The organism is Synechococcus sp. WC10meta (assembly GCF_047461475.1).
Genome location: NZ_JANSHF010000003.1, coordinates 32,038 through 44,853, shown reverse-complemented (window position 1 = coordinate 44,853; position 12,816 = coordinate 32,038). Strand labels below are relative to the sequence as shown.

12 protein-coding genes and 1 riboswitch are annotated in these 12,816 nt (G+C 60.0%); of the genes, 5 read left to right on the top strand and 7 right to left on the bottom strand.

Going from position 1 to position 12,816, the window contains the following annotated elements:
• Positions 1 to 367 precede the first annotated feature (367 nt).
• Positions 368 to 2,242, bottom strand: coding sequence for a cation:proton antiporter (locus NW804_RS02405; RefSeq protein WP_414422769.1), 1,875 nt, complete (start codon positions 2,240 to 2,242; stop codon positions 368 to 370).
• A 198-nt stretch (positions 2,243 to 2,440) separates the two neighbouring features.
• Positions 2,441 to 2,520: riboswitch (Glutamine riboswitch) on the top strand.
• A gap of 93 nt (positions 2,521 to 2,613) precedes the next feature.
• Here NW804_RS02405 and NW804_RS02400 point away from each other — a divergent pair.
• The 3 genes from NW804_RS02400 to NW804_RS02390 all read left to right on the top strand — a co-directional run bounded on the left by NW804_RS02400 (position 2,614) and on the right by NW804_RS02390 (position 5,540).
• Complete coding sequence (locus NW804_RS02400) at positions 2,614 to 3,066, top strand: DUF4278 domain-containing protein (RefSeq protein ID WP_414409883.1); 453 nt, start codon at positions 2,614 to 2,616, stop codon at positions 3,064 to 3,066.
• 230 nt (positions 3,067 to 3,296) lie between these two features.
• Positions 3,297 to 4,280: a methyltransferase domain-containing protein gene (locus NW804_RS02395; protein WP_414422768.1), complete on the top strand. Its 984-nt coding sequence runs from the start codon at positions 3,297 to 3,299 to the stop codon at positions 4,278 to 4,280.
• Between the two features lie 15 nt (positions 4,281 to 4,295).
• Positions 4,296 to 5,540: an FAD-dependent hydroxylase gene (locus NW804_RS02390; RefSeq protein WP_414420993.1), complete on the top strand. Its 1,245-nt coding sequence runs from the start codon at positions 4,296 to 4,298 to the stop codon at positions 5,538 to 5,540.
• Here the strand turns inward: NW804_RS02390 and NW804_RS02385 are convergent.
• Positions 5,510 to 5,728, bottom strand: a complete 219-nt coding sequence (locus tag NW804_RS02385) for a hypothetical protein (protein WP_414394663.1) — start codon at positions 5,726 to 5,728, stop codon at positions 5,510 to 5,512. The two genes, NW804_RS02390 and NW804_RS02385, sit on opposite strands and share 31 nt — an antisense overlap.
• A gap of 506 nt (positions 5,729 to 6,234) precedes the next feature.
• Positions 6,235 to 6,540, bottom strand: coding sequence for an AbrB family transcriptional regulator (locus tag NW804_RS02380; protein WP_414394661.1), 306 nt, complete (start codon positions 6,538 to 6,540; stop codon positions 6,235 to 6,237).
• Between the two features lie 429 nt (positions 6,541 to 6,969).
• On the opposite strand from NW804_RS02380, the gene coaBC reads away from it, so the two are divergent.
• Positions 6,970 to 8,199: a bifunctional phosphopantothenoylcysteine decarboxylase/phosphopantothenate--cysteine ligase CoaBC gene (coaBC, locus tag NW804_RS02375; protein ID WP_414422816.1), complete on the top strand. Its 1,230-nt coding sequence runs from the start codon at positions 6,970 to 6,972 to the stop codon at positions 8,197 to 8,199.
• A gap of 227 nt (positions 8,200 to 8,426) precedes the next feature.
• Positions 8,427 to 9,614: a calcium/proton exchanger gene (gene cax, locus NW804_RS02370; protein WP_414422767.1), complete on the top strand. Its 1,188-nt coding sequence runs from the start codon at positions 8,427 to 8,429 to the stop codon at positions 9,612 to 9,614.
• Between the two features lie 79 nt (positions 9,615 to 9,693).
• Here cax and NW804_RS02365 read toward each other — a convergent pair whose 3' ends face one another.
• From NW804_RS02365 to NW804_RS02350, 4 genes are all read right to left on the bottom strand, one after another.
• The gene (locus tag NW804_RS02365; protein WP_414405696.1) at positions 9,694 to 9,933 is read right to left on the bottom strand and encodes a DNA-directed RNA polymerase subunit omega; all 240 of its coding nucleotides are present in this window, start codon (positions 9,931 to 9,933) and stop codon (positions 9,694 to 9,696) included.
• A 73-nt stretch (positions 9,934 to 10,006) separates the two neighbouring features.
• Positions 10,007 to 10,912 (bottom strand): cell division protein FtsX, encoded by a 906-nt coding sequence (locus NW804_RS02360; RefSeq protein WP_414422766.1) that lies wholly within the window; start codon positions 10,910 to 10,912, stop codon positions 10,007 to 10,009.
• An 80-nt stretch (positions 10,913 to 10,992) separates the two neighbouring features.
• Positions 10,993 to 11,679, bottom strand: coding sequence for a cell division ATP-binding protein FtsE (locus tag NW804_RS02355; protein WP_414409888.1), 687 nt, complete (start codon positions 11,677 to 11,679; stop codon positions 10,993 to 10,995).
• 309 nt (positions 11,680 to 11,988) lie between these two features.
• Positions 11,989 to 12,780, bottom strand: coding sequence for a WecB/TagA/CpsF family glycosyltransferase (locus NW804_RS02350; RefSeq protein ID WP_414422765.1), 792 nt, complete (start codon positions 12,778 to 12,780; stop codon positions 11,989 to 11,991).
• Between the last annotated feature and the right edge of the window lie 36 nt (positions 12,781 to 12,816).

The following is a 12,816-nucleotide window of genomic DNA, read 5'->3' as shown; positions in this document are numbered from 1 at the left end:
AACTACCCTATAACTGAGCTGGCCCCGGCCACGCCTATTGCCCCAATCCCTCCTCTCCAACTTCTCAAGGTGGGGTGACGCCTGTTCTCTGGGCCGGTGAGCCAATGATGGACGTAGGCAACAAGGCACGCCATGACACCCAAGTCGTGGCAAAGGCTACCCCCAGAAGTGCCTTGTTCTCGAAAATAGCGCTGGCTACTGCTCCCCAAAATAGAAGAGTCCTCCCTACCCCTGCCACGAGAGCCGAAAGGGCAAGCAGAGCAAAGGCTCTCAACCAAGCGAGTGGTCTGGGTAGCCAAACAGGCCAGCGCATAGAGACCTCCCAGAGAGTAAGTCACTCAGCTTAATCTTGCCCCAGCTTGTGTTCTCACTCAGCCGAGCTAGGGATCCCTGCCCATTCCGGCTGCCCGGGGCGCCGCCACTGCTCCCACCAAGCCAGCACCGATTCCGATGGACTAGCGTCATGGCTGCCGTTAGCAGGAGGTGGTGGCGGCCAGCTGACAGACGTGGGGATTAGGCAACTGGGGGGGAGAGGTCGCAGGTTGCGGTAGTGGCTGCTGCGGATGGCTAGGATCTCCTGCTGGACAACCTCCAGGGGCTCGCCCAGCTGGAGCAACAGGTGACTGCACAGCCCCAAGCTGGCCTCGAATTCCGGGTGGACGACTTCTCTAGCCCCCAACTGGTAGAGCTGTTCGATGTCCTCTTCGTGAGTGGCCCGCACCACTACCTCCAGGTGGGGCGCCAGTTCTAGCGCTTGTTTGAGGCAGAGGCGGGTGCTTAGGCAATCTGGCAAGGCAATGACCAGGGCGCGAGCTTGGTTCAGGCGAGCTTTCTCCAGCACCAGGGCGCTGGCAGCATTGCCGTAGAGGTAGGGGATCCCCTGCGAGCGCAGCTGTTGGATGACCTGTTCCGAGGAGTCAACTACCAAAAGGGGATGGCGACGGGCCTGCAGAATGCGCACCACATCTTGCCCCACCCGACCGTAGCCGCACACCACCACGTGGCCCTCTTGAGGAGCCCTGGCATCCAGGTCGCGAGGCCGCTCGTCTGCTGCTAGCCAGCGAGACAAGAAGGGGATCCCTTGCAGTTTCCTCAGCAGCCCCGGCGCGCCCTTAAGCAAAAAGGGAGTGACAAGCAAGGTAACAGCAGTGGTGCTGACAATGAGCAAATACAGCTGCCGCGACACCAGTCCCAGGGCCTGCCCCTCGCTGGCCAGGACAAAGGAAAACTCGCCAATCTGAGAAAGGCCCAGCCCTACCAACACCGCCGCCGGGAGGGGGTAGCCAAACAGCCCAGCCAGAGGCGCCACCAGGCAAAACTTGCCCACCATCACTAGCCCCACCAGCCCCAGAATCAGCGTCAGGTGGTCAGCAATGAAGCGGGGATCGATGAGCATGCCAATGGCAGCAAAAAAGAGGGCAGCAAACACATCCCGCAAGGGCTCTACGTAGGCCAGGGTTTGGTCGGCGTATTCCACTTCCGAAATCATCAGCCCCGCAATGAAAGCCCCGATCTCGCTGGAAAGGCCCAGCCGCTCGGTTAGGAGAGCAATCCCCACGCAGAGGCTGATGACCCCCAGTAGGAATACCTCTTTGTTCTCCTGCTGGGCCAATAGCCGCAGCAAGGCGGGCACCAGCCAAATACCCCCCAGCACTGCTCCTACTGCCACCAGGCCAATTTCCGCTACTGACTTAGCCAGGGATCCCGCCAGCTCTGGCAGGGGAGCATCCAAAGCTGGCAACACCGCCAGCATTAGCCCTACCGCCAAATCCTGCACGATCAAGATCCCCAGCATGGCCTGGGCCTGGGGCGTGCCCATCTGGTTGGTCTCGGTGAGGCTTTTGAGCACCACCGCCGTGGAAGACAAGGAGAGCACCGCTCCCAAAAAGATCCCCTGCACCGGCGTCAGCCAGCCACTGGCCATCGCTAGCACCGCTGTGACTGCAATCGTTAGGCCAATCTGCAAAAGGCCGCCTAGAGCAATCCCGCGCACTTGGCGCAGTTCTTTGAGGGAAAACTCCACCCCCAAGGTAAACAGCAAAAAGGTCACGCCAAACTGGGCCAGGGTTTCCACCTGCACCACCTCTTTAATCCACCCCAGCCCTGTCGGCCCCACTAGGATCCCGGCTAGCAAGTAACCCAAAAGCACTGGCTGCCGCAGCAGTGCCGCTAGAAGCCCTCCTGCTGCCGCTGCCGCCAGTACTGTGGCAATGTCCAGAATCAGGCGAAAGTCTTCCTGCACAGGGACACCCACCCCGAAATATGAACTTTTGTAGCCGATCCTAAGGGCTCTTCCACGATACTGCTTCCCTCAGCCGCGTGGACAGATCCCCGCGCACTCCAGTCCAGCAGGGGTAGCCCCGGGGGAGAGCGGCCAAAATTTTTGTTAAAGGTTACCTAGAAAACCTCAAAACCGTAGCTTATAATACGAAATGAAGAAATCGTTCATCCTCTGGCGGGTTCAAGAGCAACCCCACAGCCAGAGGACGGAAGTAGGGAGCTATCCCGAAGGAACGCGCCTCAACCCCTGTAGCTGTTTGCAAAATATCCCAGCTCACCTCTCACCTTGGGAGGTGAAGGGGATACCAACAACTCTCAACTTTGGAGGCGAAGATGATGAAACTCTCTTACCGTGGTGTCGGTTACACCTTCTCACCGGCGACCGTGACCGTTTCCCCTGGCAAGGTGGGGGGCCGTTATCGAGGGCTGGACTGGCGGTTCCGCCACCTAACCAAGCCGCTGGTTTTGTCCACCAACTTGGACTTTCTCTACCGGGGAGTAGCCTATCGTCCCAAAGCTGCTGAGGCAGTGGCTCAAGAGATTCCAGCAGTAGCCTCCGAGGCGGCAGCAACCCCTGGCCGTTCCCACGTTTTGGATGAGCTAGCTCGTCGGCTGATGGCGGGCCACCAACGCGCTATTCGAATTCGGCAGCAGGCGATGCTGGTACGCGGTACAGAGCGGGTTGGCCTGCACACCAATGTGCGCAACTTCTGGAATCGTATCCAAGGGAAAGTGCATCCCACCTTCCGCTTGACTTACGACCGTACGCGAGTTAGCATGAGCTAACCTCCAGGCAAGTGCTTTGGGGGGATCCTCAAAGAGGCCCCTTGCAAGAGGCGCCAGAAGTCTTCCTGCTGCTAGCAGGGGGAAGGGCGCTGTTTTTTGTATCTCTCAGACTCGCGAGGAGGAGCCTAGTAACCTCCGCGGGGTCAAGAAAACTGGCTCTCCAAGGCTATAATGCCCTAGCGAGCTTTTGGGATTCTGTCTGTCTCAACTCGGGCAGCCTCTAGTTATTCATGCGCCCAATGCTTTGGATTTTGGCCCCAGTTTTGCTCCTAGGCGTAGGTCTAGCGGCCTACGTGCTGACTGCTCGCAAGTATCGCTCTCCTGAGTCGGTAGCCCGCGCCTATGACGAGTGGACGCGGGACGGGATCCTGGAGTTTTACTGGGGCGAACACATCCACCTGGGCCACTACGGATCCCCGCCGCGGCGGAAAAACTTCATCCAGGCTAAGCACGACTTTGTCCATGAGATGGTGCGCTGGGGCGGGCTGGATCGGCTGCCGCCGGGGTCAACAGTGCTGGATGTGGGCTGTGGCATTGGCGGCAGCTGCCGCATCTTGGCTCGCGACTATGGCTTTGTGGTAACCGGCATTACCATCAGTCCGCAGCAGGTGAAGCGGGCCCAAGAGCTCACCCCTCCTGATCTGCCTGTGCGATTTCAGGTGGCCGACGCCCTCGACCTCCCCTTTCCCGACGCCAGCTTCGATGTCGTCTGGTCCATTGAGGCCGGCCCCCACATGCCAGACAAGGCCCGCTATGCTAGCGAGATGCTGCGGGTGCTCAAGCCAGGCGGCATTCTAGTGGTGGCGGACTGGAACCAGCGCGACGACCGCCAAAAGCCCCTCAACTTTTGGGAGCGCCTGGTGATGCGGCAGTTGTTGGATCAGTGGGCGCACCCTGCTTTTTCCAGCATCGAAGGCTTTGTGGAAGCGCTGGAAGCCACAGGGCTGGTAGAGGGAGGAGTGGAGACTGCCGACTGGACCCAAGAGACTCTTCCTTCTTGGTTAGATTCCATCTGGCAGGGGGTTGTCCGGCCGGAGGGGTTGCTAAAGTTTGGCTTGGTGGGCCTGATCAAGTCGCTGCGGGAGGTGCCCACTTTCTTACTCATGCACCTGGCCTTCAGTACCGGCCTCTGCCGCTTTGGCATGTTCCGAGCCGTGCGAGCGGCCACGCCAGCTAACTCGAGTTGCGTGGAGGCAGTGGCCTACAGCACCTGACTACCCAAGTGGGAAATGACAGCCCTTGCTTCCCCTTTAGATACCTTGGAAGCCTTCTACGATGTGGTGATTGTCGGCGGAGGCATCACGGGTCTAACCCTAGCCTGTGCCCTCCGAGCCTCCGGCCTGCGTTTAGCCCTCGTTGAGGCCCAGTCGTCTGAGGCTGTTCGGCAACGCCCCCTGGCCTACGCCCTTTCGCCCCTGTCAATCCGCATCTTCCGGTCAATTGGCGTGTGGGAGGCCCTAGCTCCCCACATTACCCCCTTTGCCCAAGTCATTTTGACAGATGCCGACGCTCCCCAGCGGGTGACGTTTAGACCGGAGGATGTGGGGGAAACAGCAGTTTTCTACTGCGGCGAACATGCCTGGCTGCAGCAGGTGCTCCAGGAGCAGGTGGCTGCCGATCCCTGCATTACCTGCTACTACGAAGCCAGGGTGGAGCGAGTTACCTACGGGAAAAGCGCGGCTGAGGTGGAGCTGACAACAGCCCAAGGTCAGCGCCGACTGGCGACCTCGCTGGTAGTAGCCGCCGATGGTCTGCGCTCCCAGGTGCGGCAGTGGGCAGGGATCCCGAGCGACGGCTGGGACTACTGGCAGTCGTGTATCACTGCCCTGGTGGCCCCTGCCCAAGACCACCAAAACATCGCCTACGAACGCTTTTGGCCTGCTGGGCCCTTTGCCATCCTGCCCTTGCCTGGCAATCGCTGCCAGGTAGTTTGGATCTTGCCCCATGAGCAGGCCAAAGCCACGCTGGCTCTTTCTCAGGCTGACTTCTTGGCCGAGATGCAGCGCTACTATGGTTCCCAGGGCGGCTGCCTGACCTTGCTGAACCCGCCTCAGCTCTTCCCCGCTCGTCTGCGCCAGAGCCGCCGCTACTATCAGCACCGCTTGGCCTTGGTGGGAGATGCGGCTCACCACTGCCATCCGGTGGCTGGCCAAGGGCTAAACCTCGGTATCCGCGATGCTGCCGCCCTGGCCCAAGTGTTGCTGGAGGCTCGCAGGCGGCAGGAGGATCTGGGGGATGTTAGAGTCCTGCGGCGCTACGGCCGCCGTCGCCGTTGGGAAAACTGGGTGGTGCTGCTCTTTACCGACCTGCTCACCCGCACCTTCTCCAACTCCTACTGGCCCGTAGTGGTTGGGCGGCGCTGGGTTCTCCAGGGGATGATAGTTTTCCCGCCACTGCGGCGCTTTCTGCTGCGCCTGATGACTGGCCTGTGGGGGAGTCCTCCCTACAACCCCAGCTCCTCCTTGGCTTTTTGAGCTGCCCAAAGCACCTCCGCATCCTCGACCTGCAACCGGTTGGGCTTGGCAATCTCAGCGTAGAACTTTTCGTCGTAGGGGCGGGTTCGCACCACCACCGGCATGGGTACAGCATGGCCAAGGATCAGGGGCTGCTGCTTCGAATCCAGCTTAACTAGCACCGTCTTCAGGTTCTGGTTGCCTGCCACTCGTGGGAGCACGGCCTTGACGACAGGACAAGTGCAGCTTGTAGGTGTCCTGCGGCTCAGGGCGAAAGCGCAGCTGACTAACCTGCTGCAGGGGCAGCCCTGGCTGCATCGGGATGGTGAGGGCAGAGTTGGTGCTGAAGCGCAAGAGCTCCTGCGGTTTAAGCAGCAGCTCGCTGCCCTACCCTACACGTCGAAAACGACCGCTGTCAGCGGCTCCAACTGAACCGTCAGCCGTTGTTCAAATTGCAGCCAAATGCGTCCTGCTGCCCAGGGGCTGGCTGAGAGGAGACCCACTGCAGCAACTCCCTTGGCAGTGACCCAACCTGCGGATCCGTTGCCCTCATGAACCCTCTACGCTGGAGCCCTCAACAATTGCAACTAGGGATCCTCAACAGATGTGAGGATCCCTTCTCTGCCTCAAGGAGGGGGAAGATTTCCCACCCACCGTACCTCCCTGAAACGCTGGCATTACTAGAGAGAACCTCGACAAGGTAGGTGATGGGAAATCAGTCGACGCGCTCCAGCTTGATGTTGTGGTGGCCCAACTTGATCTCAAACTGATCTCCGGGCTTGAGTCCCATTTTCTTTGTATAGGCGGCCCCAATTAGGATGTTGCCGTTCTTATGAACCGAAACCCGGAAGGTAGGAGCGCGACCGCGGGAACCGTTCTCATCACTGGTACCGAGATCTACCCCAATAGCCTTGAGCAAGGCGTTGTTGAACTGCATCAGATTTACTCGCTCCTGCCCGTTCTTGGTATAGGTGACGTAACCGCAAGCGCGAGCTTTCTCCTTGGGATCTGCGTTTCCCATGGAGGTTACCCTGTCGAGGAGCTCTTGGCCAGTGAGTGGCTTCGGCTTTCCGGTCGTAGTCATATCAAGCGCGTTTAAGGACAACAGTTAGTGTAGCCAAAAACAAATAGCGATTGCAATAGAGTTGCCTTCAGCTCTTTCTTATCTTGTTAGACTTGTTAGAAGGGATAAGTTTGGCAACCGAGTAGGATCTAAGGAGGCGGGTGCGCAAAGCCGCAGTAGTGAATTCTGTCTAGGGGACGGAGCCTGTAGAGTTGGGTTGGACTTTTGCAAAGAGGGGTTCTCCGCAGGCAAGCCATAGGCTTGCAAGTGCTGTTCTCAGCTAGGTCTACTGTCGGAGTACTAGCGCCTTTGGGCGAGGGATTTGTGTCGCTGGCAGGAGGCAAAAGTAGGGAAACTGGAAGCAAGGCTGTTTGAGTGTTCACTGATATGGATCTCTTTTGGTCGGGGCGGCGTCTTTTGGTTGGGGTGAGCGGGGGAATTGCAGCCTACAAAACGGCAGCCTTGGTGTCAGCTCTGGCGCAGCAGGGGGCAGAAGTAAGGGTGGTTTTAACCAGAGCCGCCGAGCAGTTTATCTCCCCGCTGACCTTTGCTACCCTGTCCCGTCAGCCAGTTTTTACGGATGCCGAGTTTTGGCAAGCTACGCGGGGGCGACCGCTGCACATCGAGCTGGGGGAATGGGCCGAGGCTCTCCTGATTGCGCCGCTTTCGGCCAACACCTTAGGCAAGCTAGCCCAGGGGCTGGCGGACAATTTGCTCACCAATGTGGTTTTGGCTTCCCGCTGTCCGGTGGCCTTGGCGCCGGCCATGAATACACACATGTGGAAGGCTGAGGCGGTGGCGGAGAATTGGCAGCGACTGCAACGGGATCCCCGCTTTTGGGCCTTGCCTACTGCCAGTGGCCGCCTGGCCTGCGATGCGGTGGGGGAAGGACGGATGCTGGAGCCGGAGGTGTTGCAGGAGTACGTGCGGGCTTTGTTTTGGACAGGGGGGAAAAAAGATTGGCAGGGCAAGCGGGTGTTGGTGACAGGGGGGGGTACACGGGAGCCCATTGACGCCGTGCGTTTCATCGGCAACCCGGCCAGTGGACGGATGGGGGTGGCGCTGGCGGTGGCTGCCGCCTGCCGAGGTGCCAAGGTTACCCTGGTGCACGGGCCACTGGGGATCCCCTTTGATCCAGCACCCTTCGCCATTCGGGCCATCCCTGTGCAGACAGCAGCCCAACTGGAGCAGGTTTTGCAGGCCGAGTTTCCCCAGGCCGATCTCCTGTGGATGGCAGCAGCGGTGGGGGATGTGCGACCTGTGCAGACCTACACGGGCAAGCTGGCTAAGACTGAGCTGCCGTCGCTGCTGGCTTTGGAACCCGTCCCTGATCTAGTGGCAGCTTTGGCCCGCCAGCGACGTCCCGGCCAGCGCCTGATTGGCTTTGCTGCCCAGAGCGGGGATCCTCTTCCCCTAGCCCGCAAGAAGCTCCAGCAAAAAGGGCTAGACGCCATCGTAGCCAACCCCATTGACCAGCCGGAGAGCGGCTTTGGCAGCAGCCACAACCAGGGCTATTGGATCCCGCGTCAGGGAGATCCCGAGCGGCTCCCCCTGGCCCCCAAGGCTACCCTGGCCCATCGGCTGCTGGATCTGGCCCTGCAACTGGACCTAGGCTGAAAGCTACCTCTGGCACTCCTCGTTTTGAGAGGCTGGAGAGAGCTCCTGGCAGGGGAAGCTCAGCAGCCCCTACCCGCGCCTCCCCAGCAACGGCTAGACTGCTTCGGGGGATGTCCAGACGGTGGCTCTTGCTTTGGGCAGTTCTATTCTCCGCAAAGTCTCAAAGCTGCAGCGGCAGCCGCTTTATCTGAAAATGGAACTAGCTATTGGTCTTCATCTTTGGAGCTATGACTCTGGCGGATGCAAATTTCCCGGCTCGTTCTGCAGCAGGTTGGCAGAAAGTCCTAAACGTCTTGCCGTTTCTGCTGCTGGCGGGGGTTCCCCTCTCCTGGATAGGCCACCTTCGGGGTTGGGATCCCAACCTAATCTTCCTCTGCGCCGCTTTGGCAGTGGTGGCTTTGGCCAAGTTTACCGGCCAGGCCACAGAAGAGATTGCTGCCTTGACGGGGCCGATGATTGGGGGGCTGGTCAACGCCACCTTTGGCAATGCCACCGAGCTCATCCTTGGCCTGGTGGCCCTGCGGGCTGGCCTGGTGGAGGTGGTCAAGGCTTCCATCACTGGCGCCATCATCAGCAACCTGCTCCTGGTGGCTGGCTTGGCCATGCTTCTGGGCGGGATCAAGTTTCGCGAGCAGAGCTTTCGGCCTGAGGTAGCGCGCATGAACGCCTCAGTAATGAACCTGGCCGTGGTGGCGCTGATCCTGCCCAGCGTGGTTACCTATGCCGATGCCAATTTGGGCGAGATCTCGATTCAGGAGCTCTCGACGGCAGTGGCTCTGGTGTTGCTAGTCGTCTACGGTCTCACCTTGCTCTTTTCCCTCAAAACCCACAGCTACCTCTACAGCATTCACGAAGCTGAAGCCGCGGAAGAGGAAGCTGCCGCCCGTCTTGCCCCCAATCCGGTTCTCCAGGCAGAGGGATCCATCCCCCAGATCTTGACGGCCTCGTCGGAGCAAAGGCGGCTGTGGCCCTGGGTGCTCGCTCTTTTGGGGCTAACGGTGCTAGTGGCCCTTGAGTCGGAGCTGCTGGTGGATACCCTGGAGACCGCCCTCGAGCAGTTGCAAGTCACGCCCCTGTTTATGGGGGTGATTCTGCTGCCAATCATCGGCAATGCGGCCGAACACGCGACGGCAATCACAGTGGCCTTGAAAAACAAGATGGATCTCTCCTTCTCGGTGGCCCTGGGCTCGACGATGCAGATTGCCCTGTTCGTGGCTCCTCTCTTGGTGCTGGCCGGTAGCCTCCTCGGCCAACCGATGAACTTTAACTTCGGGCCAGTGGAGTTGGTGGCAATTGCTGTCTCCGTGCTGCTGGTTAACTCCGTTACCAGCGACGGGCGTTCCAATTGGTTGGAGGGGCTTTTGCTCTTGGCCACCTATGCCATTCTTGGGATTGCCTTTTTCTTCTTGGAGTAACTGCGCCTGCTGGTAGACAAAAAACCCAGCTTTGTCCCTCAAGAGCGCTCCCTCCCGCTCCAAGGAGGTGGGCCGACTTCTACTCATCGCCAATGATTTCTGGCTGGGTCAGCTCATCCGACATCTCGAGGATGGCGCGGCGAATGGGCTTCATCCAGCCTTCTTCGACATCGTCGGGATCCTCATAGCGGCGACGCTTGGCACGATTAGCTACCTGTACGGTAATGCGATAGCGATTTTTGGAAGCGTTAATCAATGCCTCTACCCGACGCATGAGTTCGTCGTTGTCGATGGCCAAGTGAGGGTTGCGGGACACCATAGTTGGAGTCTTCCTGTTCCTGAGTAAATCGTAGCGTAAGGGGGCCGAGTAGACTGGCATAGAAGTCCCAAGCTTAGAACCCGCGACCTGCTGACTTGCGCACTGCAATGAGGCTACTGCTGGTGCCTAGGGAAATTCCCATCCCCAAAAGCAAAAGCGGTAAGAACCAAGCCTTCAGGGGATCCGAACCTGCCTGGAACACTTTGATCAAGGGCAGGGCAATGAGCTGCTCCAGCGCCTCCTGCAGCAACTGCCGGGATCCCAGAACCAAGCCCCAAGCCCCCAGGGCACTGATCAACCCAAACAGGCAGCCCTGCAAAACAAAGGGCAGGTAGATCCAGGCTGCTGTTGCCCCCACCAGCTGCATCACCTCAATCTCCCGCCGCCGGGCGATGACGACAAGGCGAATGGTAGTGGTGGTTACAGCCACCGCGGCCAGGGTCAGCACCCCAAGGATGCCCAGGGATCCCAGCCGCAGCAGCTCCTGAAGCTGGGCCAGTTCCTCCACAACACGGCTGCCGTAGTATACCTCGTCCACCCCTTCCAGGCGACGGATCTGCTCAGCCACTTGAGCCAGGGTTGCGGCAGAATCCGCCTTGACCCGCAGGGTATCTACGAGGGGGTTTTCTCCCAACTGGGTTTCCAGGGCCGCCTCATCTTGGATCCCCATCTCCAGCAAAAGGTCGCGCCAGGCCTGCTCTTTGGTGATCACTCTCACCGCTTCTACATGAGGCAGTCGGGCAACTTGCGGCTCCAGCTCCACCCCTCGGCGCCCCGGCTCTAGATAAACGGAGATCTCCAGTTGTCCTCCCAGGGAGCGCACCGTCGCCTCCACGCCCCAAGACAGCTCCAAGCCGATCCCGACCAAAAACAGCAACACCAGCAGGGTGCTGATAGCAGCCCAGTTCAGCCAGCCTCCCCGCCGCAACCCCAAAAGAGTCTCCTGCAGGAGATAGCGGATCTTATAGAGAAATGGCATGCTGCCTACCGCCACCTAAACCCAAGTTGGGATTCCAGCCCTCTGGAGCGCCGCCTTGCGTTGGGAATCCCAGCAGATCCTCAGCCCATATCATACAGACGTCCTCCTTCTATGCGCACCACCCGGTGGCCGGCCCGCTCCACAAGATAGGGGTCGTGGCTGGTCATGATGACAGTCACCCCAAAGGAATTGAGCCGCTCCAAAATCTGAAGGACCAACAGCGAGTTTTCCGGATCCAGGTTGCCCGTTGGCTCGTCTGCTAGCAGCAGCACCGGCAGGTTGACAATGGCACGGGCCAGGCTGAGGCGCTGCTGTTCTCCCCCTGAAAGTTCGTGGGGAAAGCGATCCTCCTTGTCAGCCAGCCCCACCATCTTCAGGGTTGGCCCGAGGCGGCGGCGAATTTCTGCTGGGGAGAGCCCTTGGGCGCGCAGGACAAAGGCCACGTTTTCCGCTAGGGTGCGATTGGCCAACAGGCGATAGTCTTGAAAGACCACTCCCAAACGCCGCCGCAACATCGCCAGGGGACGGGAGGAAATCCGGTAGGGCCGCTGCCGACCTTCCGAAGAAAACAGGCACACCCCATCCACCATCACCGTGCCTTTGGTGGCCTGTTCAGCCCCGTAGAGCAGCCGCAGGAGGGTGGATTTGCCCGCTCCCGAGGCCCCCGTTAGGAAGACAAACTCGCCGCGGCGCACCTCCCAGTCTACCTCCCGCAAGATCCACTCGCCGTTGGGAAAGACTTTGCTCACACCCCGCAGCAACACCATGCTCTCGGAGCCGCTTGGCAGGGATCGCGGGCGAGGTTGAAGGCCTAAGTCCGTTAAAGCTGGAAGAGAGAGGCTTGGGCTTGGATTGGCCAAGTAGCAAGAAGCATAGCCAACGGGCTGACCAGCCATATGGAAAAACGCGGCGCACAGATCCCCAGACTTAGCCGTGGCAAGGAGCGCCACCCTCTACAACCCTGGCCTGCAAGCGAGCCACTGCTTCTTTCGGGAGCCGTTTGCCCTGCTTGTGCCAGCGGAGCGGCGTCCTTAGAGCTCCCGGCTTTAGCCGTAGGGTAGTTTACAGCAAAGCACCTACAAGGAGGAAGCCGGGGAGGAGGAGGAAGACCACAGCACTTGCCAGGCAAACCTGGGCAGAGCCAGCATGCGTCGCCAGCGCCAGGGTTCCTGATAGAGACGATACAACCATTCCAGGTGATGGTCGCGCCACCAGCGGGGGGCCCGTCGTTTTTGCCCAGCCCAAATGTCGAAGCTGCCGCCTACTCCCATCCAGATGGCTTGGGGCAAAAGAGCTCGCCAGCGAGCAATCCACAGCTCTTGGCGCGGGGAGCCCAGCCCTACCCACACCAGTTGCGGCTGAAAAGCCTGGAGAGCTGGCAGCAGGTTTTCCTCCTCGGCGGGGGAGAAGTAGCCGTGGTGGCCCCAGATGGCCAAGGAAGAAAAGCGGGCTTGCCAATGCTGAATCGCGGCCCGGTTGACCTCCGGCTTCCCCCCCACCAAAGCCAGGCGCCACCCCCGCGCAGCTGCCGTCGAGATTAGGGCTTCGGCCAGCTCGATCCCTGGCACCCGCTGGACGCGGATCCCCTGCCGCCGCAACGCCCACACTACCCCAATGCCGTCTGGGATCACCAGCTCGGCCTCCTGCAGCACTTGGGCAAAGGCCGGATCCCGCTGCGCCTGCACGATCATCTCCGGGTTGCAGGTAACCACCTGGGCGCCCAGACCCTGGCTGATGCGCGCTTCAATCCAGGCAGCGTAGCTCTGCAGGTGGGCTTCCGGCAGGGTAAGGTGCAGGTTGACGCCCAAGAGGGGGCAGGTGACCAGCGACATGCCACGAGGGGGAAGAGGACTTGCTTCCCAATTCAAATTGTGCCAGCAAAAAAGAGCGCCATCCTAATCCCC